This window comes from Streptomyces sp. NPDC002467, from assembly GCF_042889825.1.
Classification (GTDB): domain Bacteria; phylum Actinomycetota; class Actinomycetes; order Streptomycetales; family Streptomycetaceae; genus Streptomyces.
In genome coordinates this window covers 214,781-241,341 of sequence record NZ_JBIARJ010000001.1, presented here as the reverse complement: position 1 = coordinate 241,341, position 26,561 = coordinate 214,781, and the positions used below count along the sequence as shown (strand labels likewise).

The following is a 26,561-nucleotide window of genomic DNA, read 5'->3' as shown; positions in this document are numbered from 1 at the left end:
AGCACGCACGAATGCCCTAGAGCGCACGCAGGCGGGAAACCGCCTCCTGGAGCACATCGGTCCGCTTGCAGAAGGCCCAGCGGACCTGGGTGGCCCCGGCGGCCGTGTCGTCGTAGAAGACCTGGTTGGGGATGGCGACGACCCCGCAGCGCTCGGGCAGGGCGCGGCAGAAGGCGAGGCCGTCCTTCTCGCCCAGCGGGGTGATGTCGGTGGTGATGAAGTAGGTGCCCTGCGGGCGGAAGACCTCGAACCCGGCCGCCGCCAGCCCCTCGGAGAGCAGGTCGCGCTTGGCGGCCAGGTCGGCGCGGAAGCCGTCGTAGTAGGCGTCGGGCAGGGCGAGGGCCTCGGCGATCGCGTACTGGAAGGGGCCCGAGGACACGTAGGTGAGGAACTGCTTCGCCGAGCGGACCGCCGTGACCAGCTCCGGGGGCGCGGTGACCCAGCCGACCTTCCAGCCGGTGAAGGAGAAGGTCTTGCCGGCCGAGGAGATGGTGACCGTGCGCTCGCGCATGCCCGGCAGCCCGGCCAGCGGGGTGTGGACGCCTTCGAAGACCAGGTGCTCGTACACCTCGTCCGTGACGACGAGGAGGTCGCGCTCCACGGCGAGGGCGGCGATCGCGGCCAGCTCCTCGCCGGTCAGGACGGTGCCCGTCGGGTTGTGCGGGGTGTTGAGCAGCAGCAGCCGGGTGCGCGGGGTGACGGCGGCGCGCAGTTCGTCGAGGTCGAGGGCGAAGGTCCCGGCGTGCGGGCGCAGCGTGACGGGGACGCGGACCGCACCGGCCATGGCGATGCAGGCCGCGTACGAGTCGTAGTACGGCTCCAGGGCGATGACCTCGTCGCCCGGTTCCAGGAGGGCCAGGAGGGAGGCGGCGATGGCCTCGGTGGCCCCCGCGGTGACCAGCACCTCGGTGTCGGGGTCGTAGGACAGGCCGTAGAAGCGCTGCTGGTGGGCGGCGATCGCGGTGCGCAGCTCGGGGACGCCGGGGCCGGGCGGGTACTGGTTGCCGAGACCCGTGAGGACCGCGCGGGAGGCGGCCTCGGCGATGGCCGCCGGGCCGTCGGTGTCGGGGAAGCCCTGGCCCAGGTTGATCGAGCCGGTGCGGGCGGCCAGCGCCGACATCTCCGCGAAGATCGTGGTGCCGAAGGCCGCCAGACGGCGGTTCAGGAAGGGGCGGTCGCTGCTCACGGGTGCGCTCATGGGCGCCATCCTGCGGGCAACCTCTGGACTTGCTCAAGTGTGCTTTGGGCCGCGTGGCCCGGGGGCATCCACCCTGCACGCGGGACGAGGGGATCCCGCTCCCCGGGAGGACCGGGGTGTGAGAGAGGAGGTGACCACCATGACGTTCGTCCTTGTGGTGGGCCTTGCCGTCTTCGTCTTCATCTTCGTAGTGGTCATGGCAATCCGGGGGTTCATGAAGGGGTACTCGGGCTCCGGCTCGGGCTCCGGATACGGCTCGGGTTCGAGCAGCAGCAGGAGCTGGTGGGCGGGGGGTCACTCCGGATCCGGCTCCTCCTGCGGCGGCTCGTCCTCCTGCGGTTCCTCGTCCTCCTGCGGCTCGTCGTCCTCCTGTGGCGGCGGCGGTGGGTGCGGCGGTTCCAGCTGACACGGGGCAGCGGGCACCGCGGCGAGCGGGGTGCCCGGCGGTCCTGACACCGCCGGGCGCCCTCTCGTCGACCACCGCACCGCGACGCGCCGGCGCCGGCCGGTTGAACACCTGAACTGTGGAGCCCCCGGGGGGATGTAAACCACGTCAAGTTGGGTAAAAACGCTGTGAGTGCCGTGCCTTTCATGATTCCCTCGGTTGAGTAGACCAGTCCTCGGACCCACCCGGACTTCCTGTGGACCCGTGCCGGTGTCCCCCCGCCCGTTGCCTACCGCCGGCGGACCCCGGCCATCTCCCTCGCGCGTTTGCGGAGCCGACTCATGCTCACGACCCTCCAGACCTCCTACACCGACACGCGTGCCGCCGATCTCGCCTGGGCCCTGGGACGGGACCGGCTGCCCGCCCTGGCCGTACTGAACCTCGAACTGGCTGACGCCAAAGTGGAGTTGCGTCTGCTCGGGGCCTCCCATCAGGTACTCCTGGAGGAGGGCGAGGTGCTCTGCTCGGAGACGGTCGCCTGCATGCCCGGCAGCAGCACGCCGCTGCCGCTCGGCGTCGCGAAGCGGGTGGGCGACTGGGAGTACGAGTTCGCCGCGCGCGTCGAGACCCTCTCCCGCGGGTCCTTCGCGGGGCGGGCGCAGGAACTGCTCGCCCTGGTGGCGGATCACCCGAACGGGCTCGCGGGAACCTTCCCGGGCAGCCCGCACGCCTTCACCGCCATGCTCGCGCAGCGCTGGGAGGGGCAGGTGCGGTGGCGCACTTGGCACGCGTACCCCCAGGAGGGCCAACTGGTGGCCACCCGTACGCGCGTCGGCGTGCGGATGGGCGCCCCGGCGCCCGTGCCCACGTAATCCCCCGCACTGCTCTAGATCTGTTGTTCGGGGCGCGGGCGCCCGCTCCGCGGTTACGCCAACCGGGTGGATCAGTACGCCACTTGCACCCATGTGGGTGACCGGGTGCGAGTGGGTGGTGACGTACGGTTCGCTTCATGATCGACCGTTCCGTCCCGCGCCGGGTGCTCCCGGCACCGGAGCCGAGGGGTGCGTCGGCCGTCCCGTCCGCCCTGCCCGTACGGCCCCGGACCGGCCGACTCCTCGTCCTGGCCACCGTGTTCGTCTGCGCCGCCTGCGGGCTCGTGTACGAACTGGAGTTGCTCGCCCTCGGTTCCTACCTCATCGGCGACTCCGTCACCCAGGCGTCGGTCGTGCTGTCCGTCATGGTCTTCGCCATGGGCGTCGGCTCCCTGCTCGCCAAACGGTTCCGCCGCCACCCGGCCCTCGGCTTCGGCGCCATCGAGGCCGTGCTGGCGCTCCTCGGCGGGCTCTCGGCCATGGCGCTGTACGCGAGCTTCGCCTGGTTGGGGGAGTCCCGGCCGGCGCTCGTCGGCTTCTCCTTCGCCATCGGGGTGCTCATCGGCGCGGAGATCCCGCTGCTGATGGTCCTCATCCAGCGCATCCGCAGACAGGACGCGGGCGGGGCCGTCGCCGACCTGTTCGCCGCCGACTACGTGGGCGCCCTCGTCGGCGGGCTGGCCTTCCCCTTCCTGCTGCTCCCGCTGCTCGGGCAGCTCACCGGCGCCATGGTCACCGGCGCCGTCAACGCGGTCGCCGGGGGCGTCCTGGTGCTGTGGTTGTTCCGCCGCGACCTGAGCCGGCGCGGCCGCTGGCTGCTGATCGCCGCGAACGTCACCGTCCTCGCCGTGCTCGCCGCCGCGACCGTCCTCGCCGGGGACTTCGAGAGGATCGCCCGGCGCGCCGTCTACGGCGCGGAGGTCCGCGTCGCCGTCCAGACCGGGGTGCAGGAACTGGTCCTCACCGGGCCGGCGACCGGCTCCCCGCGCTCCCTCGACCTCTACCTCGACGGGCGGCTGCGGGTCAGCGGCTACGACGAGTACCGCTACCACGAGGCACTCGTGCACCCCGCGATGACCGGACCGCACCGCCGGGTCCTGGTCCTCGGCGGCGGCGACGGCCTCGCCGCCCGCGAGGTGCTGCGCTACCGGGACGTCGACTCCGTCACCGTCGTCGAGATCGACCCGGGCGTCGTCCGTCTCGCCCGCACCGACCCCATGCTCTCCGCGCTCAACGCGGGGGTCTACGAGGACCCGCGCCTGGGCGTCGTCACCCAGGACGCCTTCCGCTGGCTGCGGGGCCCCGCCGCCGAGGGCCGCTTCGACGTCATCGTCTCCGACCTCCCCGACCCGGGGATCACCCCCAGTACGAAGCTGTACTCGCAGGAGTTCTACGGGCTGGCCGCGCGGGCCCTGCGCCCCGGCGGCCGGATCGCCGTGCACGCCGGACCGGTGGCCACCCGGCCGCGGGCGTACTGGACCGTCGAGTCCACGCTGCGCGCGGCGGGGCTGCGCACCGCGCCGTACAGCGCCGGCGGCCGGCTCTCGGGCTTCGCCGCCGGGCCCGACCGCAGCCCGCTGGGCGTGACCGGCACGCGGCCGCAGGACTGGGGCTTCGTACTCGCCGCCCGCGACGCGGCGCCGGTCCTGCGGGTGGACCGCGACACGCCGGGGCTGCGGTCCCTGTCGACGGCGTCCCTGCTGGACTCCGCGCGCGACGCGGAGCGGACCAGGGTGCCGGGACTGCCGCCGTCGACGCTTCCGCATCCGCGGTATTCGTGACCGTGAGGTGTGTCGTCGGTAGGCTCGACCGCATGGAGCATCAGGTGTTCGTTCCGGTACCCGCAGACGATCTCCGCGCCGCGCTGCGCGACCCTGCCCGGGTGGCCCGGTGCGTACCGGGGCTCCAGCAGGACGCCGACACCGAGGCCGGGCCGCTCGCGGGCCGCCTCAGGATCCGGGTCGACGGGCACACCGTGACGTACCGGGGGGCGCTGTCCCTGACCGAGCGGGACCCGGACCACTTCGTCCTCGAAGGCGAGGGCACCGAGGTGCGGGGCAGTGGCACGGTCAAGCTCACCCTCGACGTGACGCTGACCCCGGAGGGCGGCGGGACCCGGCTGGACTTCACCGCCGAAGCCGCCGCCGACGGCCGCGCGGCGGCCTTCGGCCCGGAGTCCGCGACCGCCGCCGTACGCCGCCTCCTGGACCGCACGACCACCCGCCTGACCACCCCTCCGACCACGTCCGAACTGCCGCCCGGCAGCGTCACCGCGGACCTGGCCGACGCCGGCGTCTCGGACCCCGTGGCCGAAGCCGAGGAGGCCGAAGCGGACTTCGCCGACACCGACCGGCCAGAGTCCGGAGCAGCCGGGGACGGCCTGCCCGGTGCCGCGGACCGGGCCGAGCCCGGCGGAGCCGAGGACGACCGGCCGGGCGCAGCCGAGCCGGCCGAGTCCGGCGCAGCCGACGCGGCAGCCGAGCCCGCCGAGCCCGGCGCAGCCGAACCGGCCGCCGAGCCCGCCGAGCCCGCCGCAGGCGAACCGGCGGGGGAACCGGTGCCGCTCGATCCCTTCCTCGCCGGGGAGTTCGACGCGCTCGAAGGCGCCCCCCGCCCCCCGGCCGAAGCCGCGCACGCCCGCCGGACGATGATCGGCCGGAGCGCCGAGGAGGTCGACCACGCGCCGCCGCGCGGCCGGTACGCCCCGGTCCCCGCACCCGCCGCCACCACCGCCGGGGCGGGCCTGCGCTGGATCGCCCCGGCCGCCGCCCTCGCCCTGGCCTCGGCCGTGGTGCTCGGGCGGGCGCTGCGCCGCCGCCGTTGAGCGGGGACGGTCCCGGACACCCCCTAATCTCGGTCGCATGACTACGCAACTGAAGGCCGGCGGCGCCGAGCTGACCGTCGACCAGGAGAACGGCTGCCGGATCGGCAGCCTGCGCATCGACGGGACCGAGCTGCTCCGCCAGGGCCCGCACTACGGGGCCTTCCCGATGGTCCCGTGGTGCGGCCGGATCGAGAACGGTCAGTTCCGCGACGGCGCCGCCCTCCACCAGATGCCGGTCAACCACCCGCCGCACGCCCTCCACGGCTTCGGCCGCGACGCGCCCTGGCGCCGGGCCCGGGCCACCGACACCGAGGCGGTGTTCACGTACGACCTCGCCGACCCGTGGCCCTACCCCGGCAAGGTCACCCAGATCGTCGAGCTCGCCGAGGACTCGCTGACCCTCACCATGGGCGTCGAGACGTACCAGGACTCCTTCCCGGCCCAGGCCGGCTGGCACCCCTGGTTCCTGCGCGAGCTCACGCCCGGCGGCGGGGACGTGGAGGTCTGGTTCGAGGCCGCCTGGCAGGAGGAGCGCGGCCCCGACCACCTGCCCAACGGCCACCGCATCGAGCCCCAGCCCGGCCCGTGGGACGACTGCTTCGGCATGCCGGACGGGGTCGACGTCACCCTCACCTGGCCCGGGGCCCTGGAACTGCGGGTCACCAGCCGGGCCGAATGGGTGGTCGTCTACGACGAGCAGCCCGAGGCCGTCTGCGTGGAGCCCCAGTCCGGCCCGCCGAACGGCCTGAACACGCTGCCGCGCCTGGTCACCCCGGTGGATCCGCTGGAGATCTCCACGACGTGGACCTGGCGGCGGCTCTCCTAGCGCGCAATTAAGCTCGGGACCATGACTGACGTACGCGATGCGCTTCTGCAGCAGATCAAGGACAAGGCCGTCGTGCACGGCAAGGTGATCCTCTCCTCCGGCCGCGAGGCCGACTACTACATCGACCTCCGCCGGGTCACCCTCGACGGCGAGGCGGCCCCCATGGTCGGTCAGGTCATGCTCGACCTGACCGCGGACCTCGACTTCGACTGCGTCGGCGGTCTGACCCTGGGCGCCGACCCGGTCGCGACCTCGATGCTGCACGCCTCCGCCGCGCGCGGCCGGCGCCTGGACGCCTTCGTCGTCCGCAAGGCGCAGAAGGCTCACGGCATGCAGCGCCGCATCGAGGGCACCGACGTCAAGGGCAAGCGCTGCCTGGTCGTCGAGGACACCTCGACCACGGGCGGCTCCCCGCTGACCGCCGTCGAGGCCGTCCGCGAGGCCGGCGGCGAGGTCGTCGCGGTCGCCACGATCGTCGACCGGGGCGCGGCCGACGCCATCGCCGAAGCGGGCCTGCAGTACCTCACCGGCTACCTCCTCGAGGACCTCGGTCTCGCCTAGGTCCCGCCCGGGAATCTCCCCGTGGGGTGATCGTGCGGTGATCGTCAGCGTGCCGGTACCGGGCGCCCGGTGCTCCGGGACGACTCGTGACCAAGGTCCCGAGATGTCCTGATCAAGGCCCTGACCTGCTCTTTCCCGGCCGGCCCGGATGTTTCACGTGAAACGTCCAGGCCGGCCGTGCCCGTACCGGTACGCAGGTGGGCTGGACGGTCGCGCCGAGTCTGGAAAGATAGGCGCGACGATGACGTCGCCCCCAGGTCAGGGCCGTAATAAGCACACTCCCCGCACATCCCAAGGAGCGGACAGATGCCCATCGCAACCCCCGAGGTCTACAACGAGATGCTCGACCGGGCGAAGGCAGGCAAGTTCGCCTACCCGGCCATCAACGTGACCTCCTCCCAGACCCTGCACGCCGCCCTGCGCGGTTTCGCGGAGGCCGAGAGCGACGGCATCATCCAGATCTCCACCGGTGGTGCGGAGTTCCTGGGTGGCCAGCACAACAAGGACATGGTCACCGGCGCCGTGGCCCTGGCCGAGTTCGCCCACATCGTGGCCGCCAAGTACGACATCACCGTCGCGCTGCACACGGACCACTGCCCCAAGGACAAGCTGGACGGCTACGTCCGCCCGCTGCTCGACATCTCCGCCGAGCGCGTGGCCAAGGGCCAGAACCCCCTCTTCCAGTCGCACATGTGGGACGGCTCCGCCGAGACCCTGGCCGACAACCTGGCCATCGGCCAGGAGCTGCTCGCCAAGGCCGCCGCCGCGAAGATCATCCTTGAGGTCGAGATCACCCCGACCGGCGGCGAGGAGGACGGTGTCAGCCACGAGATCAACGACGAGCTGTACACCACCGTCGAGGACGCGATCCGCACCGCCGAGGCCCTCGGCCTGGGCGAGAAGGGCCGCTACCTGCTGGCCGCCTCCTTCGGCAACGTGCACGGCGTCTACAAGCCGGGCAACGTGGTCCTGCGCCCCGAGCTCCTGAAGGACCTCCAGGCCGGTGTCGCGGAGAAGTTCGGCAAGGCCTCGCCGTTCGACTTCGTCTTCCACGGCGGTTCGGGCTCCACGGCCGAGGAGATCGCCACCGCGCTGGAGAACGGCGTCGTGAAGATGAACCTGGACACCGACACCCAGTACGCCTTCACCCGCCCGGTCGTGGACCACATGTTCAGCAACTACGCCGGCGTCCTGAAGGTCGACGGCGAGGTCGGCACGAAGTCCAAGTACGACCCGCGCACCTGGGGCAAGGCCGCCGAGGCGGGCATGGCCGCGCGCGTCGCCGAGGCCTGCGCGAACCTGCGCTCCACCGGTACCCGCCTGAAGTAGCACTTCCGGGGCACCGGCACTCCGAGGGGCCCGGCCCCCGTCTCACGACGGGGGCCGGGCCCCTCGTGTTTCACATGAGGGGTGGGACAACAGCGGTACAGGGGTGAGACGCCTGTGGACGGATGCCCGGGGATGGGGTGGACTGTCGGCAAAGGTGCGTACCTGGAGGTATGTTCGTGATGAGGGCTGACCGACCGCAGGTGAAGCAGGACCGCGCGCTGCGCACGCGCCGGGCGATCCTGGAAGCCGCCGCAGCGCTGTTCGAGGACCGGGGCTACGACGGCGCCACGCTGTCGGACATAGCCGGGCTGGCCAAGGTCACCAAGGGCGCGCTCTACTTCCACTTCGCGTCCAAGGAAGACATCGCGCAGGCGGTGATCGAGGCCCAGGCGAGCACCCACCCGCCCTTCGTGCCGCAGGAGTTCAAGGCGCAGGAGTTCGTCGACGTCGGCATGGTCTTCTCGCACCGGCTCCGGCACGACGTGCTGACGCGCGGCAGCGCACGGCTCACCTTGGAGGAGAGCTGCCGCAGGCTGCACCGGGCGGCGCCGTACCAGGAGTGGATCGACCTGCACACGGCCCTGATGGTGGAGGCCAAGGAGTGTGGCGAGCTGCTTCCGCACGTGGATCCGGGGCAGCCCGCGCGGCTGGTGGTCGGGGCCTTCGCCGGGCTCAACGTGATGTCGCAGACGCTCGGGTTCGACCTGGACCGCGAGGTTTCGGCGCTCTACACGGGCGTGATGCAGAGCCTGGTGTTCCCCGCCGTGGCCGCCCGGCTCGACACCGCGCCGGGTCGCGGCGCGAGGGCCCTGCACGGCCCGGACGGGGCGTTGTCGTGCGACTGCGCGGCACGGTCCGCCGCGGAGCCGCTCGTGGAGGCGCTCACAGCGGGCTGACGTCCGTACGCGGGGCCGCGTACGGGCATGCCCGTGTGCCCGCCCCCGGGGCAACTCCCGCCCCGGGGGCCGGTGATGGCTGAAACATAAACCTCGATATTCTTTTTTGGATCGAGTCGAGTCCGTGCCGACGCGGACTCCGCCTGCCTGGGAGAAGATTGTGGACATTGACGTGCTCGGAGGGCTGGACGTTTTCGAGAACGGTGTGGCCATCGCGCCTGCCGCACCGTCGGAGAGGCAGGTCCTCGCCGTCCTGGCCGCGCACGCCGACCGGGTGGTGCCGGTCGACGTACTCGCGGAGGAGCTCCGGGCGTTAGTGCCGCGGGAGCAGACGCATCCGGTGCTGCGGGCCGCCGTGCGCCGGCTGTACGAGCGGCTGGACGCGGCCGTCGCCCCGTGCGGTGACCGTACGGCGGGATCCGCGCTCGTGCGGACGGCACACGGCTACCGCCTCGACACCGACGGCGGCGGCCTCGACGTACGGGAGTTCGCCCGCGAGGCGGACGCGGGACATCTCGCCCTGGCCCGCGGGGAGTACGCGACGGCGGCCGTCCGGCTGCGGGGTGCGCTGCGCCTCTGGAAGGGCCCGGCCTTCGACGGGGTGACCCCCGGGCCCCGCCTCACCGCGCGCATAGTGGAGCTGGAGTCGGCCCGCAAGAGCGCCGTGGAAGGTTGGGTGGAGGCCCAGTTGGAGCTCGACAGGCTGCGCCGGTCCTTCGACGGGGCGGAGGGAGGGGCGGGAGAACCGGCCCCGGCGTTCGACGGGGCGCGCGAGAACCGACCCGCGCCCGTGCCGGGACTCCGGCCGCTGCCCCGGCAGTTCGCGCTCGTCGCCGCGGGGGACTCCGGATGGAACCGGATGCGTCCCGGACGGGCATCCTCCCGTACGACCGCCCCTGACGCCGCCGACCGGGGCGGCATCCGCCTCGCGGCCTGCCGGATGCGGCGCACGCACGCCCGCTGATCCCGCCCGGGATCCGACGCGCCGTCCGCGCCGCCCCACCCGGGTGGGGCGGATGCCGTCGGGACGGGGGGCCCGGCAGACTGGGGGCATGTCGATTCACCAGAACCTGCTCGGGGGCCCCGCCCCCACCCACCTCCCCGACGAGCCGGGCCGCGAGGCCGTCGCGGCCGGCACCCCCGCCGTCGAGGTGGCCGCCGCGCACCCCACCTCCTCCCTCGCCTGGGCGGTCCTCGCCGACGAGGCCTTCGAGGCCGGCCGCACCGTCGAGTCGTACGCGTACGCCCGTACGGGCTACCACCGCGGTCTCGACGCCCTGCGCCGCGCCGGCTGGAAGGGCCACGGCCCGGTGCCGTGGGAGCACGAGCCGAACCGGGGCTTCCTGCGCGCCCTGTACGCGCTGTCCCGCGCGGCCGAGGCGATCGGCGAGAAGGAGGAGTACGAGCGCTGCTCGACCTTCCTGCGGGACTCCTCCCCGACGGCGGCCGACGTCCTGACCGCCTGAGTCCACAGGTCCGTACGAAGGGTGTGACGCGAGGCCCGCTGTGACCTGTGTCACTCTCCGCTGGAGCCCCGCCCCGACCGTGTCCTACGATGCGGGCAGGGGACCGGGGCTCCACTTGCCTCACGGAAGGAGCGGACCGCTACCCGGAAGCACGTGTCGAGGAGACAGCGATGTCGAACACCCTTGATGCCTCCGGAGCCGGTTCGGACACCCCGAACCTCGACTTCGCCGGCACGACCCCGTACGAGGACTACGTCCAGGCGGACGTCCTCACCCACCTCCAGCACCCCCGTTCGGACGATCCGGGCGAGATGGTCTTCCTGGTCACGACCCAGGTCATGGAGCTGTGGTTCACGGTCATCGTCCACGAATGGGAGACGGCCGCCCGCGCGCTCGGCGAGGACCGGATCCCCGTCGCGATGGACGCGCTGAAACGATCCCTCCGCGAACTGGAGGCCCTCAACAACTCCTGGCGTCCGCTCGCCCAGCTCACCCCGGGCCAGTTCAACGCCTACCGGGCCGCGCTCGGCGAGGGTTCCGGTTTCCAGTCGGCGATGTACCGGCGCATGGAGTTCCTGCTCGGCGAGAAGTCCTCCTCCATGCTCGTCCCGCACCGCGGTGCGCCGCGCGTCCACGCCGAGCTGGAGAAGGCCCTCCAGGAGCCGAGCCTCTACGACGAGGTCCTGCGCCTGCTGGCCCGCCGCGGGTTCCCGGTCCCGGCGGAGGTCCTGAACCGCGACCTCTCGCTGCGGTACGAGGCCTCGCCCGAGGTCGAAGCCGTCTGGACGGGCCTGTACGCCGCCCCCGACGAGCACCCGGACCTGCACCGCCTCGGCGAGGTCCTCACGGACGTGGCCGAACTGGTCTGGCGCTGGCGCAACGACCACCTGGTGGCGACCCGCCGCGCGATGGGCGCGAAGACGGGCACGGGCGGCTCCGCCGGGGTCACCTGGTTGGAGAAGCGCGCGACGAAGAACGTCTTCCCCGAGCTCTGGACGGCCCGCAGCCATGTCTGACGAGACCCTGATACCCGCCGCGCCCGCCGCCCCCGCCGCGCAGGACCTCGGCGCCCGGGCCGCGGCCCTGGACGCCGCCGACGAGCTCGCCAAGCTCAAGGAGCGCTTCGTCCTGCCCGACGGAGTCGTCTACCTCGACGGCAACAGCCTCGGCGCCCTCCCCGCCGGGGTCACCGAGCGGCTCGCCGACGTCGCCTCCCGCGAGTGGGGCGAACTCCTCATCCGCTCCTGGGACGAGAGCGAGTGGTGGACCGCCCCCGAGCGGATCGGCGACAGGATCGCCCCCCTCGTCGGCGCGGCCCCCGGCCAGGTCGTCGTCGGCGACTCGACCAGCGTCAACCTCTTCAAGGCCCTCGTCGGCGCGGCCCGCCTCGCCCTCCCGGGGCGGACGAAGCTGCTGGTGGACGCGACCACCTTCCCCACCGACGGGTACATCGCCGCGTCCGCCGCCCGGATGACCGGCCTCACCGTCACCCCGGTGGAACCGGGCCGCGCGGCCGAGGCGATCGACGGCGACACCGCCGTCGTCCTCCTCAACCACGTCGACTACCGCTCCGGCCGCCTCCACGACCTGCCCGCCCTCACCGCCGCCGCCCGCGCGGCCGGGGCGATCACGGTCTGGGACCTGTGCCACTCGGCCGGCGCGCTCCCCGTGGGCCTCGACGCCCACGGCGTCGACCTGGCCGTCGGCTGCACGTACAAGTACCTCAACGGCGGCCCCGGCTCGCCCGCGTACCTGTACATCGCCGCTCGCCACCAGGCAGGTTTCGACTCCCCCCTGCCCGGCTGGAACAGCCACGCGGAACCCTTCGCGATGACCCCGGACTACCGGCCGGCGGACGACGCGCGCCGCGGCCGCGTCGGTACTCCGGACATCCTGTCGATGCTGGCCCTGGAGTCGGCGCTCGACGCCTGGGACGGGGTCTCCGTGGAGTCCGTACGGGCCAAGTCCCTCGCGCTGACCGACTTCTTCCTCGAATGCGTGGCGGCGTACGTCCCGCAGGGCAAGGTCGAAACGGTCACCCCGGCCGGCCACGCCGAGCGCGGCAGCCAGGTGTCGCTGCGCACCGAGAACGCCCGCGAGGTCATGGGCGAGCTCATCTCCCGGGGCGTGATCGGCGACTTCCGGGCCCCCGACGTCCTGCGCTTCGGCTTCACGCCGCTCTACGTCGGTTTCGCCGACGCGGAGCGCGCCGCGCGCACGCTGGGTCACATTTTCGGGTGACCCGGTAGCGAAACGTCACGGCGCGGGGCGGGCGGGGCTACGGCTCCGCCCGCCCCGCCACATCCCGGGCCTCGCACGGAACGCCGTGTTCCAGACTGATACGGTCCCGCTCTGCCGGACCACCGGAACATCTGTCCCCGCTGTCCCACGCGTTACCGAGAGGTTGAGCCGATGACGGACCCCGCCGCCGTGGAACGGGACGCCGCCGAGGCCGCCTCGGCCTTCTCCCATCCGGCCGTCGCGCCGGACGCTACGGCCGCGTACGGGGAACACCCGGACCAGGTGGTCGACTTCTACGCCCCGCGCGGTGCGGGAGCGGGCCCGGCCCCGCTGGTGGTGCTCCTGCACGGCGGGGCGTGGCGGGCCCCGTACGACCGCCTGCACGTCACCCCGCTCGCGGACTTCCTGGCCCGGCAGGGTTTCGCCGTCGCCAATGTCGAGTACCGGCGTGGCAGTTCCCTGCCGCACCAGGACGCCGAGGGGCCCGTCGCCGGTCGCTGGCCGGAGACCTTCGACGACGTGGCCGCCGCCATGGACGCCCTCCCGGGCCTCGTGGCGACGGCCCTCCCACAGGCCGACGTCCGCCGCGTGGTCGTCACCGGCCACTCCGCGGGCGGCCACCTCGCGCTGTGGGTCGCCGCCCGGCACGTGCTCCCGTCCGACTCCCCGTGGCGGCTGCCCGCCCCGCCGGAACTGCGCGGCGTGGTGGCGCTGGCCCCGATCGCGGACTTCGCGGTGGCGGAGGACCTGGGCGTGTGCGGCGGAGCCTCGGCCCAGCTGCTCGGCGGGGATCCGCACTTCACGGCCCGCCTGCCGTACGCGGACCCGGCGGCGCTGCTCCCGACGGGCATCGCCACGGCGGTCGTACAGGGGCGGCAGGACATCGTCGTCCCGGCGGCGGTGGCGGAGTCGTACGTGGCGGCGGCCGCGAAGGCGGGGGAGACGGTGGGGCTGACCCTGCTGGACGGGATCGGTCACTTCCCGCTGATCGATCCGGCGGCGGACGCGTGCGCGGTGGTCGCGGAGGAGATCTCGCAGCTGGCCTGGTAGGGCCGGGCATCGGGCCGGGCATCGGGCCGGGGAGCGGGCCGGGGAGCGGGCCGGGCATCGGGGCGGGCGCCGGGTCCGGACATCCGGGAAATGGGGTTGATCCTGTCCGGCATTGCTGCTCTCCTTCAGGTCGGAGCCCGCGCAGCACGGGCGGACGGCGGCGTGGAAGCGTGACACGAAGCCGGCGACGGACGCCCGGGCCGGGGGGCCCGGGCGAATAACACTGACCCGCCGTTGACCGTCCAACTCGGCTGTGTACTCTGGGCTCGCTTGCGTTCCTGATCGCGTTCAAAAACGAAAATGGGGGGCCGGTGCGCAATCGCCGTCTCGTAATGTCCGCTGCCGCACTCGTTGCGGCCGGTGTAGGTCTCATGCCGGGTATGGCCCACGCGGCCGACCCGGGCTCGCACGGCACCAGGGGGGTGTCCGCGCCTGCCGTCGACCTGACGAAGGCCGCGTCGCAGAACTTCAAGACGTACCACAGCTCGGCCGACAAGTCGGTCAAGAAGAACCTGGGCGCGAAGAACCAGGGCGCCGCCACCCTCCAGGCCGAGGGTGTCTCCGCGGGGAACCCGGACCTGAACATGGTCCTGAACGCCACGCCGATCTCCGCGCACGGCTTCAGCCTCGACACCGAGATCCTGAGCGCGCCGGACGTCTCGCTCACCCTCACCGTCGACTGGGGCGACGGCTCGCCCAAGGACGTCACCCCGGCCGGCGGCCCCGGCGTGGTGAACAACAAGCACGTCTACGCGGAGCTCGGCGAGTACCAGGTCACCGTGACGGTGACGGACGCCGCGAACGCGAAGGAAGTCACCAACGTTCTGGAGAACGTCGGGACGGTCGGCTCGGAGTTCACCCCGTACGGGCCCACCCGCCTCCTGGACACCCGCGAAGGCATCGGAGCCCCCGTGGCCCCGGTTCCCGGCCGTGGCATCACCCGCGTGAAGGTCGGCGGCAACGGCGGCATCCCCCAGGGGGTCACCGCCGTCGTCCTCAACGTCACCGTGACCAACACGCGCAGCAACGGCTTCATCACGGCGTACCCCGAGGGCTCGGACCGACCGAACTCGTCGAACGTCAACTTCCACGCCGGTCACACCATCCCCAACCTGGTGGTCGTGCCGGTCGGCAAGAACGGCTACGTCGACCTGTACAACGGCGCCTGGAACGCCGGTGACACCGTCGACCTGATCGCGGACGTCACCGGTTACTTCAGCCAGTCCTCGGCCAGCGGCTACAAGTCGCTGGACCCGGTCCGCTTCGTCGACACCCGTGAGGGCCTCGGCACGAAGCAGGGTCAGGTTCCCGCGCGGGGCAGCTTCACCACCCAGATCGCCGGCATGCGCGGCGTGCCGAGCGGCATCTCCGCCGTGGCGCTCAACGTGACGGTCACCAACCCGAAGTCCACGGGTTACCTGACCGTCCTGCCGGGTGGCGGCGCCATCCCGAACGCGTCCAACCTGAACTTCACCTACGGCCAGACGCTCGCCAACTCGGTGATCGTGCCCGTGTCGCCGGACGGAAAGATCACCGTCTTCAACGGCACGTGGAACGGCGCCACCGACGTCGTCATCGACGTCGTCGGCGCGTACAGCAAGTCCGAGTCCGGCGCGTACATGCCGATCGCTCCGGAGCGGCTGTTCGACACCCGTGACCCCCAGGACCCGGTGTACGGACCGATGGAGAGCGACAGCTACATCTACGCGCCGCTGTCCACCCGGCGTCCCAGCATCACGGCCTTCGTGACGAACGCCACCGTCACCAACACGAAGAGCCCCGGCTACCTCACGGTCGCGCCGGACCCGAACACCATCGAGCAGTACAAGAACAAGACCGCCGGCTGGCCGAACCCGCCGTTCGTCTCGAACCTGAACTGGATCTCGGGTGACACCGTTCCGAACCTCGTCCAGGCGAGCACCGGCAACAACGGCATCATCGACTTCTGGAACAAGGGCTGGGGCAACACCGACCTCGTCGTCGACCTCTTCGGCTTCTACGACACCAAGTAACACGCGGTAGAGCAGGTACGCCGAAGGGGCGGTGCGCGAGATGCGCACCGCCCCTTCGGGCGTTCAGGTACCGCTCGCCGTGCCCGCCGTGCCTAGAGGAACGAGTTGATCTCGATCGTCTCGGTGCGGCCCGGGCCGACGCCGATCGCGGAGATCGGGGCGCCCGACATCTCCTCCAGCGCCTTCACGTACGCCTGCGCGTTCTTCGGCAGGTCGGAGAAGGTCTTGGCCTTGGTGATGTCCTCGGACCAGCCGGGCAGGTTTTCGTAGATCGGCTTCGCGTGGTGGAAGTCCGTCTGCGAGTACGGGAGCTCCTCGACGCGCTTGCCGTCGATCTCGTACGCGACGCAGACCGGGATCTCCTCCCAGCCGGTCAGGACGTCCAGCTTGGTGAGGAAGAAGTCCGTCAGGCCGTTGACGCGGGTCGCGTAGCGCGCGATCGGGGCGTCGAACCAGCCGCAGCGGCGGTCGCGACCGGTGGTCACACCGCGCTCGCCACCGATGCGGCGCAGGTCCTCGCCGTCCTGGTCGAACAGCTCGGTCGGGAACGGGCCGGCGCCGACGCGGGTCGTGTAGGCCTTCAGGATGCCGATGACGCGGCTGATCTTCGTCGGGCCGACACCGGTACCGGTGCAAGCGCCGCCCGCGGTCGGGTTCGACGAGGTGACGAAGGGGTACGTGCCGTGGTCGACGTCGAGCAGGGTGCCCTGGCCGCCCTCGAAGAGCACGACCTTGTCGTCGTCCAGCGCGTTGTTGAGGATCAGGGTGGTGTCGGCGACGTAGCCCTTGATCTGGTCCGCGTACTGGAGCATCTCCTCCACGATCGCGCCCGCCTCGATGGCGCGGCGGTTGTAGAGCTTCGCGAGGAGCTGGTTCTTGCCCTCCAGCGCCGCCTCGACCTTCTGCGTGAGGATCGACTCGTCGTAGAGGTCCTGCACGCGGATGCCGACGCGGTTGATCTTGTCCGCGTACGTCGGGCCGATGCCGCGACCGGTCGTACCGATCTTGCGCTTGCCGAGGAAGCGCTCGCCGACCTTGTCGAGGGTGACGTTGTACGGCGTGATCAGGTGCGCGTTGCCGCTGATGAGCAGCTTGGAGGTGTCGATGCCGCGCTCGTTCAGGCCGCGCAGCTCGGAGAGCAGGACGGCCGGGTCGACGACGACGCCGTTACCGATGACCGGGGTGCATCCGGGGGAGAGGATGCCGGAAGGGAGAAGGTGCAGCGCGTACTTCTGGTCGCCCACGACGACCGTGTGGCCGGCGTTGTTGCCACCCTGGTAGCGCACTACATAGTCAACGGATCCACCGAGCAGGTCGGTGGCCTTTCCCTTGCCCTCGTCACCCCACTGAGCTCCGAGCAGCACAAGAGCGGGCACAGGCGTACACCTCTTCCGGATGGGGCATGTCCAAGGTCAGGGGGCGTACGACGATGTACACCGCAGGCTGAGCCGTCGGACCGGTACCCCGGAATAGACGAAGGCCCTGGCGCAATAGCGCAAGGGCCTCTTGCACAAAGATGCTACCCGAGGAAGGACCGAGGTGTCGGCTCCAGAGCCCACCATGAGCCACGCGGGCGCGCCGGTAGGCGGCCTGCTCGTGCTCGTCGACCCGGTCGCCCGCCGTCTTGACGGCGAGTCCGTGCGGATCGCGAAAGATGTGTTGTCAGCGGGCGCGGCGGCGAAGATCTGCCTTCCCGACTCACGGGAGGAGTTCGCGCGGGCCCTTGCCCGCCGGGGTCAAAGGCGGCCGGTGATCGTGGGCGACGACAGGGCGCTGGTGCGGGCCGTCGGGCTGTTGCACCGGGAGCGGGCGCTGTCGGGGGGCGTGATCTCGCTGATTCCCGTGGGGCCCGTGGGGTCCTTGGTGCTGGCGGGATCGCTCGGTGTGCCGCTTTCGGCCGTTTCCGCGGCGCGGGCGGTCCTGGACGGCGTGGTCCGGGCCTGCGACCTGCTGGTCGACGACAGCGACGGGGTGGTGCTGGGGGACCTGCGGATCGCCTCGTCCGAGCGGTCGGGGTCCCGTCCGGCGGCCCCGTCGGTGTGGAACGCGTACCGCTCGCTGGTGCGCACCCTGGTGCGCCCGCCGGCGGGCGGCGGGCTGCGGGTGGAGGCGGACGGGGTGCTGTTGGCGGACCTGGACGAGCCGGTGCTCGACGTGTCGGTGTCGGCGCGGGAGGGCCTGGCGGAGGTGGTGGTCCGGGCCGGATCGGGCTCCGGTCCGGGCGGGGGCGCGGGCGGGCCGCGGGTGGCCCGGGTGCGGTCGGTGACGGTGTCGGGGCCGGACTTCCGCTACCGGGCGGACCAGGCCGTGACCGGCCCGGTCAGGCGCCGCACGTGGACGCTGCGCCCGGGCGCGTGGGGGCTGACGGTGCCGCGCCAGAGGTGATGGCGTGGTGGTGCCGGCGGCGAGGCCCCGGCGGTGATGGCGTGGTGGTGCCGGCGGTGCGGGGGCCCTGGCGGTGAGGGGCCCCGGCGGTGAGGGGCTCTCCGGGTCCTCTACCGGGGCGCGGGGTCAGGAGCCCGGGTGGAGGGTGGCGCGGTGGGTGCGCCAGCGGTCCATCAGGCCGAGGAGTTCCTTCTGCATGAACTCGAAGAACTCCGCCGTCTCCGCGACCCGCACCCCCGCCGGGGAGCCGGCGCCCAGGCTCGCCGCGCCCTCGCGCAGGGTCTTCTCCCACAGGGTCAGGATCTGGTCCCGCCGGGTGAAGGTCTCGTACCAGAGCTCGTTGTGCAGCACGTACCGGTCCCGGCGGGAGCCCGGCTCGCGCTCGCGGCTGACCATGTTGACCTGGGTCAGGTACGAGACGGCTCCCGACACCGCGGCCGGGCTGATCCGCAGCGCCTCGCCCAGCTCCGCCGAGGTCATCGCGCCGCCGTCGCTGGCCAGCAGCTGCGCGAAGACGCGCGAGGCCATGCGCTGCATGCCCGCGTCGGTCAGCTGCGCGGCGAACCGCTCCACGAAGCGGGAGACCGCTTCCTCGTCCCGTGCCGCCGGTACCGCCATCTCTTTCGCCACCCTTCAAACTTTATACGATTCCTTAAGTTCACAATTTTGTGAAAGTCGCGTACGTTCGGAAGTATGACGAAGGCCATCAGGGTCGCCGGACTCCACAAAGCGTTCGGCCGCACCCACGCACTGGACGGACTCGACCTCTCGGTCACCACCGGCGAGGTCCACGGCTTCCTCGGCCCCAACGGAGCCGGCAAGTCCACCACCATCCGGGTCCTGCTGGGCCTGCTGCGCGCCGACTCCGGCACCGCCGAACTCCTCGGCGGGGACCCCTGGGTCGACGCCGTCGCCCTCCACCGCCGGGTCGCCTACGTCCCCGGGGACGTCACCCTGTGGCGCAACCTCTCCGGCGGCGAGGTCATCGACCTGTACGGGCGCCTGCGCGGCGGCCTCGACCGGGCCCGCCGCGCCGAGCTCACGGAGCGGTTCGAGCTCGACCCCACGAAGAAGGGGCGCACGTACTCCAAGGGCAACCGGCAGAAGGTCGCCCTCGTCGCCGCCTTCGCCTCCGAGGCCGAACTCCTCATCCTCGACGAGCCCACCTCCGGCCTCGACCCACTGATGGAGGAGGTCTTCCAGGGCTGCGTCGCCGAGGCGCGCGCCGCCGGGCGCACGATCCTGCTCAGCTCGCACGTGCTCAGCGAGGTCGAGGCGCTCTGCGACCGGGTCAGCATCATCCGCGGGGGCCGCACCGTGGAGACCGGCAGCCTCGCCGAACTGCGCCACCTCACCCGTACGTCGATCACGGCCGAGCTCGCCGGTCCGCCGAACGGCCTCGCACACCTGCCGGGCGTCCACGACGTCGAGGTGCGGGGGCTGAAGGTCCGCCTCCAGGCCGACACCGACAAGCTGGACGCCGTACTGCGGTCCCTCACCGCCTCCGGGGTGCGGTCGCTGACCTCGACGCCGCCCACCCTCGAAGAACTCTTCCTGCGGCACTACACGGAAGAAGCGGCGCGATGAGGAACGACCGGCTGGCCGGCACCGGAGCCCTGTTGAGGCTCGCCCTGCGCCGCGACCGCGTGATGATGCCGGTCTGGGTACTGGGCATCACGCTGCTGGTGGCGAGCATGCCCGGCGCGCTGGGCAGCGTGTACTCCACCGCCGCCGAACGCGCCGCGGCCGCCGCCTCGATGAACGCCAACAGCTCGATGCGCGCCCTGTACGGGCCCGTCTTCAGCGACTCCCTCGGCGGCCTGACCGCCTGGCGCGCCGGGGTCTTCGGCGCTGTCCTCGCGGCCTCCATGAGCCTGGTGATCGTCGTCCGGCACACCCGTGAGGAGGAGGAGACGGGCCGGCAGGAGCTGCTCTCCGCGGCCATGGTGGGGCGGCGGGCCCCGCTGACCGCGGCCCTGCTCGCCGCGCTCGTCGCCAACACCTGCGTGGCCCTGCTCGTCACGCTCGCCCTCGCCGGGCAGGGCGCGGGCGGCGCGCTCGTCCTCGGGGCGGCCCTCGCGGGCACCGGGATGCTCTTCGCCGGCGCGGCCGCCATCGCCGCCCAGCTGACCGGGAGCGCCCGCGCCGCGAAGGGGCTCACGGCCGCCGTGCTCGGCGCCGCCTTCGTGATGAAGGCGGCGGGCGACGCCGGTACGGCGGGCGGAACCTCGCCGCTGACCTGGCTCTCGCCGCTCGGCTGGGTGGAGAACGTACGGGCCTTCGCCCCGGCCCGCTGGTGGGTGCTCGTACTGCTCGCCGCGGCCGTCGTGGCGCAGGCGGGCGCGGCCTACGTGCTGGCCGGGCGCCGAGACCTGGGCATGGGCTTCCTCCCGGCCAGGCCCGGGCCGGCCGAGGGGCGGCTGGGCACGGCGGGCGGGCTGGCGTGGCGGCTCCAGCGCGGCAGCGTCATCGGCTGGAGCGCGGGCTTCCTGATCGCCGGGGTCGTCTTCGGCGGGATGGCGGACGGCGCGGCCGACCTGGTCGGCGGCAACGAGAAGACCCGGGAGATCATCGAGCGGATGGGCGGGCAGAGCGGGCTCACCGACGCCTTCCTCGCCACGATGGCCGGCATGTTCGGGCTGATCGCCGCGCTGTACGTCGTCGCGTCGGTACTGCGCCTGAGCGGCGAGGAGTCGGGGCAGCGCGCCGAACCGCTGCTGGCGAACGCGGTCGGCCGACTGCGCTGGGCCGGCGGGCACCTGGTCGTGGCCTTCGGCGGATCGGCGCTGATCCTGCTGCTGGCGGGGCTCGGCCTGGGCATCGGGCACGGGCAGGACCTGCCGGGGACGATCGGCGCCACCCTCGTGCAGCTCCCCGCGGTCTGGGTGATCGGAGCCCTCGCGGCGTTGCTGTTCGGAGCGGCACCCCACTACGCGGCCGGCGCCTGGGCGGTCGCCGGGATCGCGCTCGCACTGGGCTGGATCGGCCCCGCGCTGCGCCTGCCGCAGGCAGTCCTGAACCTCTCGCCCTTCGCCCACCTGCCGAAACTCCCGGGCGCGCAGTCGTTGTCCTGGTCCCCGCTGCTGACCCTGACGGTTCTGGCGGTCGCCCTGACGGCTGCCGGACTCACGGCCCTGCGCCGCCGCGACCTCGCGTTGTAGACCGTCCCTCAGAACTCGACCAGCAACCGCTCCAGTCCTCGGATGACGTACCCGTCCCGCCACCGCGGCTCCTCGACGAGCCGCAGCGGCGGGACCCCGTCCGCCAGCAGCGCCCCGAACGAGGCCTCCAGCTCCCGGCGCGCGAGCGGCGCCCCCAGGCAGTAGTGGATCCCGGCCCCGAAACTCAGGTGCGGATTGTCGGCCCGCGCGAGGTCCAGCACGTCGGGGTCCGCGAACCGCGCGGGATCCCGGTTCGCGGAGCCGAAGAGCAGCGCGACCTCGGCACCGCGGGGGATGACGGTGTCCCCGATCCGGATCTCGTCGAGCACCCAGCGTTCGAACATCTGCAGGGGCGTGTCGTAGCGCATGAGTTCATCCACAGCTGTGGACAACTTTTCGGGATTGCGCCTGAGGTCCGCCAAACCGGCCGGATTGCGGAACAGCGCCCACCACCCGTTGACGGTCGTGTTGACCGTCGCCTCGTGGCCGGCGTTCAGCAGGAGCACGCAGGTGGAGATCATCTCCTGCTCGCTGAGCCGGCCCTCCTCATCGTGGGCGGCGATCAGCCCGGAGATCAAATCCTCCCCCGGACGCGCCCGCCGTTCGGCGATCAGGCCCCGCAGGTAGGAACTGAACTCCACGCTCGCCCGCACCGCCCGCCGCGCCGTCTCCTCGTCGGGCCGGAGCTCGAACATCCCGCAGATGTCCGCAGACCACGGCCGCAGCAGCCCCCGGTCCGCCTCCGGAATCCCCAACAGCTCCGCGATCACGGCCACCGGCAGCGGCTCGGCGACGGTCGTGAGCAGATCCCCGCCCCCGTCCGCGAGCAGCCGCCCCACCAGCCCCTCGGCGAGGCTCCGCACGGCGGGCACGAGCCGCTCCACCGTGCGCGGGGTGAAGGCCTTCGCCACGAGCCTGCGCACCCGCGCGTGCGCGGGATCCTCCAGGTCCAGCAGGCCGTTGCCGTTGAGCACGTGGAAGGGCTCGTGTTCCGCCGGCGGGGCCTCGCGTCCGAACTCCTCGTGCGAGAACCGGTGCAGGTAGGTCCGCCCCAGCCGCCGGTCCCGCAGCAGCGCACTCACGTCGTCGTAGTGCGGCACCAGCCACTGCCCCGTGGCCTCCCACCACAGGGCCCGCCCCTGCTCCCGCAACTCCCGGTACGCCGGATAAGGATCGGCGACGAACTCCGCGTCCCACGGATCAAAGCCCATCCCCGCACCCTACGACGGAGTGACCAGCCGGGTCTCGTAGGCGAACACCGCCGCCTGGGTGCGGTCCCGGAGGCCCAGCTTCACCAGGATCCGGCTCACATGCGTCTTGATCGTCGATTCGGCGACCACGAGCCGGTCGGCTATCTCCGCGTTGGACAGTCCCTGCGCGATCAGTACCAGCACCTCCGTCTCCCGCTCCGTCAACTCCCCGACCCCCGCCGGATCGGTGAACCTGCGCGCCTCCGAGAGCTTCGAGAACTCCGAGATCAGCCGCTTGGTCACCGAGGGCGCCAGCAAGGCCTCCCCGGCGGCCACGACCCGCACCCCGTCCGCTAGCTGACGGGCCGACGCGTCCTTGAGCAGGAACCCGGAGGCCCCGGCCCGCAGCGCCTGGTACACGTACTCGTCGAGGTCGAAGGTCGTCAGGACCAGCACCTTCGCGTCTGTGTCCGCGGCCACGATCTCCCGTGTCGCCTCCAGCCCGTTCATCTCCGGCATCCGGATGTCCATCAGGACCACGTCCGGCCGCAGCGCCGCCACCTGCGCGACCGCCTCCCGGCCGTCGACCGCCTCACCGACCACCTCGATGCCCTCCATGGCATTGAGCAGGACGGAGAACCCCTCGCGCACCATCATCTGGTCGTCGACGATCAGCACCCTGATCGTCATGCCGAACCCTCTTCGGGCGCCGCCGGGGCCGGAGCCGGCCGACTCGGCACGGGTATGAACACCGCCACCTCATACCCCCCTCCGGCCGTCGGACCGACCGTCATCTCCCCCTCCAACATGGCCACCCGCTCCCGCATCCCGGTGATCCCGTGCCCCGCGCCCGGCGAGGGCCGCACGTCCCCGGTCGGCGCCTCGTTGACGATCCGTATCCCCAACCCGCCCAGTACGTAGCTGACCTCCACCCCGGCGACCGCGCCGGGCGCGTGCCGCAGGGTGTTGCTCAGGGCCTCCTGGATGATCCGGTACGCCGACAGCTCCACTCCCTGCGGCAGCTCCCGCACCGCGCCCGTCACCGTCTTCTCCACGCTCAGCCCGGCCTCGCGCACATTGGCCAACAGCCCGTCCAGCGAGGCCAGCGTCGGCTGCGGGGCGTCCGGCGCCTCGTAGTCCGCGGAGCGCACCACGCCCAGCACCCGCCGCAGCTCGGTCAGGGCCGCCACCGCGTTCTCCCGGATGGTGACGAACGCCGCCTCCAGCTCCGGCGGCGGGTTCTTCACCCGGTACGGCGCCGCCTCCGCCTGGATCGCCACCACCGACATGTGGTGGGCCACCACGTCGTGCAGCTCCCGCGCGATCGTCGTCCGCTCCTCCAGCAGCGTCCGCCTGTCCCGCTCGACCGCCGTGACCTCCTGCTGCGCGCTCACCTCCGCCTTGGCGTGCCGGCGTATCTGGATGCTGCTCGCGATCACCAGGGCGAAGGCCGAGGTCACCGCCATCTCGGGCAGATTCGTCCCGTACCCGTACCCGGAGCCGTTCCTGAACACCACCGAGACGGCGAAACCCAGCGCGAGGGTCAGCGTCCACATCCAGGCCGCCACCCGGGGCCCGGTCCGCAAGGTGACGAGGACCATCACGGCGACGTACGCGAGGAAGCCGCCCGGGGTCCACGGCCAACTCGAGCCACCGCCGAGCGCGGCGAACACCAGTGTCAGCGCGACCGCCGCCCACCACGCGGCCACCGGCCGGACGAGCGTCATGACGACCGGGGCCGCGGCCATCATCCCCATGAGCAGCTCGCCGGCATCCCCCAGGTAGCTCGACTGCGAGCCCGCCGTGAACACGATGATGAAGAGCGCCAGCGCCCCCACCATCGCGTACCGCGTCCACGGGAAGTACGCGCGTATCGGGCGGGGAAGGCGCCGCACGAACCGCCCTGGCGTCTCCTGGAGCGGCAGCGGCCGGTAGGCGAAGGCATTCGTGACGAGGTCCTGGCGCAGGGTCTCGATCACCCCCGATGCCAGTCGGAACTCGGGTGTCCGGGCTGTCCCCCCGGTGGTCGTCTCGGTCATAGCAGAACCGTAGGTCCGCGATCCCGTAGCCCGCGTCGCCGCAGATGGGGATTTCCCGGCGTCCCCCTCAAGTACTACCCGGGGCAGATCAGTAGCCCGCGGGACGGACCAGACCCGTCTCGTACGCGAACACCGCCGCCTGAGTGCGGTCCCGCAGTCCCAGCTTCACCAGGATCCGGCCCACATGGGTCTTCACCGTCTGCTCCGCCACGGTCAGGTGCGAGGCGATCTCCGCATTGGACAGGCCCTGGGCGACCAGCGACAGCACCTCGGTCTCCCGACCGGTCAGTTCGTCGATCCGCGCCCGCGACGGCGCTCGCGGCGCCCCCAGCCGGGAGAACTCGGTGATCAGCCGCTTCGTGATGTTCGGCGACAGCAGCGCCTCCCCGGCCGCGACCACCCGCACCGCCTCCGCGAGCTGGTCCGCCGACGCGTCCTTGAGCAGGAAGCCGGAGGCTCCGGCCCGCAGCGCCTCGTACACGTACTCGTCGAGATCGAAGGTGGTCAGCACGAGCACCTTCACCTCGGATCCCGCGACACCGGTGATGACGGACGTGGCCTCGATGCCGCCCATCCCCGGCATGCGGATGTCCATCAGGACCACGTCCGGCGCCAGCTCGGCGACCTTCGCCACGGCATCGGCACCGTCCACGGCCTGGCCGACCACCTCGATGTCCGGCTGGGCATTGAGGAGCACGGTGAAGCCCTGCCGGACCATCATCTGGTCGTCGGCGATCATCACCTTGATCGGGGTGGTCATGATGTCCTCTTCGGCTCGGGGGAGGAACCGCCGGGCGGCGACGGCGCATCCATCGGAAGTACGGCGGACACCTCGTACCCGCCGTCGGGGCACGGGCCGGCGGCCAGTTCGCCCCCCAGCATGCCCGCCCGCTCCCGCATCCCCAGCAGCCCGTGCCCCGCGCCGTGCGAGGGCGGGACCGGCCGGGTCGGCGCGGAGTTGGCGACGCACAGGTGCAGCTCGCGCGGCCCGTACGCGATACCGACCTCCACCCGCGAACCGGGCGCGTGACGCAGGCAGTTGCTGAGCGCCTCCTGGACGATGCGGTACGCGGTCAGTTCCGCGCCCGGAGTCAACGCCCTTCGCACCCCGGCCACTTCGACGGTGACGTCGAGCCCGGCCCCCCGCACGTTGTCCACGAGGCCGTCCAGCTCGGCCAGGGTGGGCTGCGGATGATGGGGGCTCGCCGGATCGTCAGGCTGCTCGGAACGCAGCACGCCCAGCACCCGGCGCAGCTCCGTCAGGGCCTCCAGCGCGTTCTCCCGTATGCCCGCCAGGTTCTCCTTGAGCTCCTCGGACGGATTCTCCACGAGGTGCGGGGCGACCTGTGCCTGGATCGAGATGACGGACATGTGGTGCGCGACGACGTCGTGCAGCTCGCGCGCGATCCGGCTGCGCTCCTCCAGCAGGGTGCGCCGGGCCCGCTCCTCCTCGGTGAGGGTCTCCTGCTCGACCAGCTCGCCACGGGCCAGGCGCAGGGCGCGCAGCGCGTAGCCGAGGAGTGCGACGAAGCCGAAGAGGAGAGCGGTGCTCGGGAGCGTGGTCGCGCTGCGCTCCGGCTTCAAGGCCAGCTCGGCGAGCCCGGTGAGGGCCAGCGTGACACCGGTGACCCAGACGGTCACCCGCGCCGGCACCCTGAGGGCGACCAGCAGCAGCACCGGGGCGAACGCGAAGATCCCGCCCGGCATCCAGGGCCAGCTCTGCCCCGGTCCGACCTGGTCGTGGATCAACCAGGCGATGAGGCCGGCGGAGAGCAGGCCGAGCCACCACGCCGCGATCGGGCGGAACATCGCGAGGCCTATGGAGACGCCCGTCGCGATCGCGAGGACCAGCGGTGGACCGCCCGTGACGTGGTAGTGCTCCTGAAGCTGCTCCGTGGTGAGGAAACCGAAGAACAACGCCAGGTAGACGACCACCACATGGGGCAGCCGGGCCAGCCAGTGGGGCCGGGACAGCGGGGGAAGCGGATCCCGGTCCATGCTGGTCAGCTCAATCGCCACCGCCTGCAAGCGCGACCAACGGCCCGTGTGGGCGACGCCGTCGGAGCCTTCCCGAACGCTGCCGGGATGCGCACGGTCGGTCGGGGGCGAGGGCTGTGTGATCACAC

General features: G+C 72.2%; 25 protein-coding genes. 16 read left to right on the top strand and 9 right to left on the bottom strand.

Features of this window, described 5'->3' with window-relative positions; all coding sequences use genetic code 11:
• Nucleotides 1-16 precede the first annotated feature (16 nt).
• On the bottom strand, nt 17-1,207 hold the full coding sequence (locus ACFYYJ_RS01135; protein WP_385359781.1) for a pyridoxal phosphate-dependent aminotransferase: 1,191 nt from the start codon (nt 1,205-1,207) through the stop codon (nt 17-19).
• A gap of 285 nt (nt 1,208-1,492) precedes the next feature.
• Nucleotides 1,493-1,654 (bottom strand): hypothetical protein, encoded by a 162-nt coding sequence (locus ACFYYJ_RS01130; RefSeq protein ID WP_385359783.1) that lies wholly within the window; start codon nt 1,652-1,654, stop codon nt 1,493-1,495.
• 270 nt (nt 1,655-1,924) lie between these two features.
• Here ACFYYJ_RS01130 and ACFYYJ_RS01125 point away from each other — a divergent pair, with 270 nt between their 5' ends.
• The 13 genes from ACFYYJ_RS01125 (at nt 1,925) to ACFYYJ_RS01065 (ending at nt 15,660) form a co-directional block, all read left to right on the top strand.
• The gene (locus tag ACFYYJ_RS01125; RefSeq protein ID WP_385359784.1) at nt 1,925-2,455 is read left to right on the top strand and encodes a DUF2617 family protein; all 531 of its coding nucleotides are present in this window, start codon (nt 1,925-1,927) and stop codon (nt 2,453-2,455) included.
• A 137-nt stretch (nt 2,456-2,592) separates the two neighbouring features.
• Nucleotides 2,593-4,236, top strand: a complete 1,644-nt coding sequence (locus ACFYYJ_RS01120) for a polyamine aminopropyltransferase (protein WP_385359786.1) — start codon at nt 2,593-2,595, stop codon at nt 4,234-4,236.
• A 32-nt stretch (nt 4,237-4,268) separates the two neighbouring features.
• Nucleotides 4,269-5,279: an SRPBCC domain-containing protein gene (locus ACFYYJ_RS01115; RefSeq protein WP_389127583.1), complete on the top strand. Its 1,011-nt coding sequence runs from the start codon at nt 4,269-4,271 to the stop codon at nt 5,277-5,279.
• A 37-nt stretch (nt 5,280-5,316) separates the two neighbouring features.
• Nucleotides 5,317-6,105 (top strand): aldose 1-epimerase, encoded by a 789-nt coding sequence (locus tag ACFYYJ_RS01110; RefSeq protein ID WP_385359791.1) that lies wholly within the window; start codon nt 5,317-5,319, stop codon nt 6,103-6,105.
• Nucleotides 6,106-6,126: 21 nt separating this feature from the next.
• Nucleotides 6,127-6,666 (top strand): orotate phosphoribosyltransferase, encoded by a 540-nt coding sequence (pyrE, locus tag ACFYYJ_RS01105; RefSeq protein ID WP_385131034.1) that lies wholly within the window; start codon nt 6,127-6,129, stop codon nt 6,664-6,666.
• A 306-nt stretch (nt 6,667-6,972) separates the two neighbouring features.
• A complete protein-coding gene (gene fbaA, locus ACFYYJ_RS01100; RefSeq protein WP_385131031.1) occupies nt 6,973-7,995 on the top strand; it encodes a class II fructose-bisphosphate aldolase in 1,023 nt (340 codons plus the stop codon).
• Between the two features lie 179 nt (nt 7,996-8,174).
• A complete protein-coding gene (locus ACFYYJ_RS01095) occupies nt 8,175-8,891 on the top strand; it encodes a ScbR family autoregulator-binding transcription factor (protein ID WP_385359795.1) in 717 nt (238 codons plus the stop codon).
• A 160-nt stretch (nt 8,892-9,051) separates the two neighbouring features.
• Entirely contained in the window at nt 9,052-9,855 is an 804-nt protein-coding gene (locus tag ACFYYJ_RS01090; protein WP_385126301.1) for a BTAD domain-containing putative transcriptional regulator, read from the top strand.
• Between the two features lie 88 nt (nt 9,856-9,943).
• The gene (locus ACFYYJ_RS01085) at nt 9,944-10,357 is read left to right on the top strand and encodes a DUF3151 domain-containing protein (RefSeq protein WP_385126303.1); all 414 of its coding nucleotides are present in this window, start codon (nt 9,944-9,946) and stop codon (nt 10,355-10,357) included.
• Nucleotides 10,358-10,527: 170 nt separating this feature from the next.
• Complete coding sequence (locus tag ACFYYJ_RS01080; RefSeq protein ID WP_385126305.1) at nt 10,528-11,373, top strand: tryptophan 2,3-dioxygenase family protein; 846 nt, start codon at nt 10,528-10,530, stop codon at nt 11,371-11,373.
• On the top strand, nt 11,366-12,598 hold the full coding sequence (kynU, locus tag ACFYYJ_RS01075; RefSeq protein WP_385126307.1) for a kynureninase: 1,233 nt from the start codon (nt 11,366-11,368) through the stop codon (nt 12,596-12,598). Before ACFYYJ_RS01080 ends, kynU begins: the two co-directional genes overlap by 8 nt.
• A 171-nt stretch (nt 12,599-12,769) precedes the next feature.
• Nucleotides 12,770-13,648, top strand: coding sequence for an alpha/beta hydrolase family protein (locus ACFYYJ_RS01070; RefSeq protein ID WP_385359803.1), 879 nt, complete (start codon nt 12,770-12,772; stop codon nt 13,646-13,648).
• A gap of 380 nt (nt 13,649-14,028) precedes the next feature.
• A complete protein-coding gene (locus tag ACFYYJ_RS01065) occupies nt 14,029-15,660 on the top strand; it encodes a PKD domain-containing protein (protein WP_385126311.1) in 1,632 nt (543 codons plus the stop codon).
• A 92-nt stretch (nt 15,661-15,752) separates the two neighbouring features.
• Here the strand turns inward: ACFYYJ_RS01065 and ACFYYJ_RS01060 are convergent, their stop codons facing one another.
• The gene (locus ACFYYJ_RS01060; RefSeq protein WP_389127578.1) at nt 15,753-17,036 is read right to left on the bottom strand and encodes an adenylosuccinate synthase; all 1,284 of its coding nucleotides are present in this window, start codon (nt 17,034-17,036) and stop codon (nt 15,753-15,755) included.
• Nucleotides 17,037-17,220: 184 nt separating this feature from the next.
• Between ACFYYJ_RS01060 and ACFYYJ_RS01055 the strand changes: the two genes are divergently transcribed.
• Nucleotides 17,221-18,045 (top strand): diacylglycerol kinase, encoded by an 825-nt coding sequence (locus tag ACFYYJ_RS01055; RefSeq protein ID WP_385126406.1) that lies wholly within the window; start codon nt 17,221-17,223, stop codon nt 18,043-18,045.
• 126 nt (nt 18,046-18,171) lie between these two features.
• On the opposite strand, the gene ACFYYJ_RS01050 is transcribed toward ACFYYJ_RS01055, so the two are convergent.
• Entirely contained in the window at nt 18,172-18,663 is a 492-nt protein-coding gene (locus ACFYYJ_RS01050) for a GbsR/MarR family transcriptional regulator (protein ID WP_385126407.1), read from the bottom strand.
• A gap of 75 nt (nt 18,664-18,738) precedes the next feature.
• Between ACFYYJ_RS01050 and ACFYYJ_RS01045 the strand changes: the two genes are divergently transcribed.
• Nucleotides 18,739-19,632 (top strand): ATP-binding cassette domain-containing protein, encoded by an 894-nt coding sequence (locus tag ACFYYJ_RS01045; RefSeq protein WP_385126312.1) that lies wholly within the window; start codon nt 18,739-18,741, stop codon nt 19,630-19,632.
• Nucleotides 19,629-21,206 (top strand): ABC transporter permease, encoded by a 1,578-nt coding sequence (locus ACFYYJ_RS01040; RefSeq protein ID WP_389127576.1) that lies wholly within the window; start codon nt 19,629-19,631, stop codon nt 21,204-21,206. The genes ACFYYJ_RS01045 and ACFYYJ_RS01040 overlap by 4 nt, the downstream gene beginning before the upstream one ends.
• Before the next feature lie 8 nt (nt 21,207-21,214).
• Here ACFYYJ_RS01040 and ACFYYJ_RS01035 read toward each other — a convergent pair whose 3' ends face one another.
• From ACFYYJ_RS01035 to ACFYYJ_RS01015, 5 genes are all read right to left on the bottom strand, one after another.
• Entirely contained in the window at nt 21,215-22,417 is a 1,203-nt protein-coding gene (locus ACFYYJ_RS01035) for a cytochrome P450 (RefSeq protein ID WP_385359808.1), read from the bottom strand.
• Nucleotides 22,418-22,426: 9 nt separating this feature from the next.
• Nucleotides 22,427-23,086, bottom strand: coding sequence for a response regulator (locus ACFYYJ_RS01030; RefSeq protein WP_385126317.1), 660 nt, complete (start codon nt 23,084-23,086; stop codon nt 22,427-22,429).
• A complete protein-coding gene (locus ACFYYJ_RS01025) occupies nt 23,083-24,435 on the bottom strand; it encodes a sensor histidine kinase (protein WP_385126319.1) in 1,353 nt (450 codons plus the stop codon). Before ACFYYJ_RS01025 ends, ACFYYJ_RS01030 begins: the two co-directional genes overlap by 4 nt.
• Nucleotides 24,436-24,523: 88 nt before the next feature.
• Entirely contained in the window at nt 24,524-25,195 is a 672-nt protein-coding gene (locus ACFYYJ_RS01020; protein ID WP_385126320.1) for a response regulator, read from the bottom strand.
• On the bottom strand, nt 25,192-26,454 hold the full coding sequence (locus ACFYYJ_RS01015) for a sensor histidine kinase (protein WP_389127573.1): 1,263 nt from the start codon (nt 26,452-26,454) through the stop codon (nt 25,192-25,194). The genes ACFYYJ_RS01020 and ACFYYJ_RS01015 overlap by 4 nt, the downstream gene beginning before the upstream one ends.
• Between the last annotated feature and the right edge of the window lie 107 nt (nt 26,455-26,561).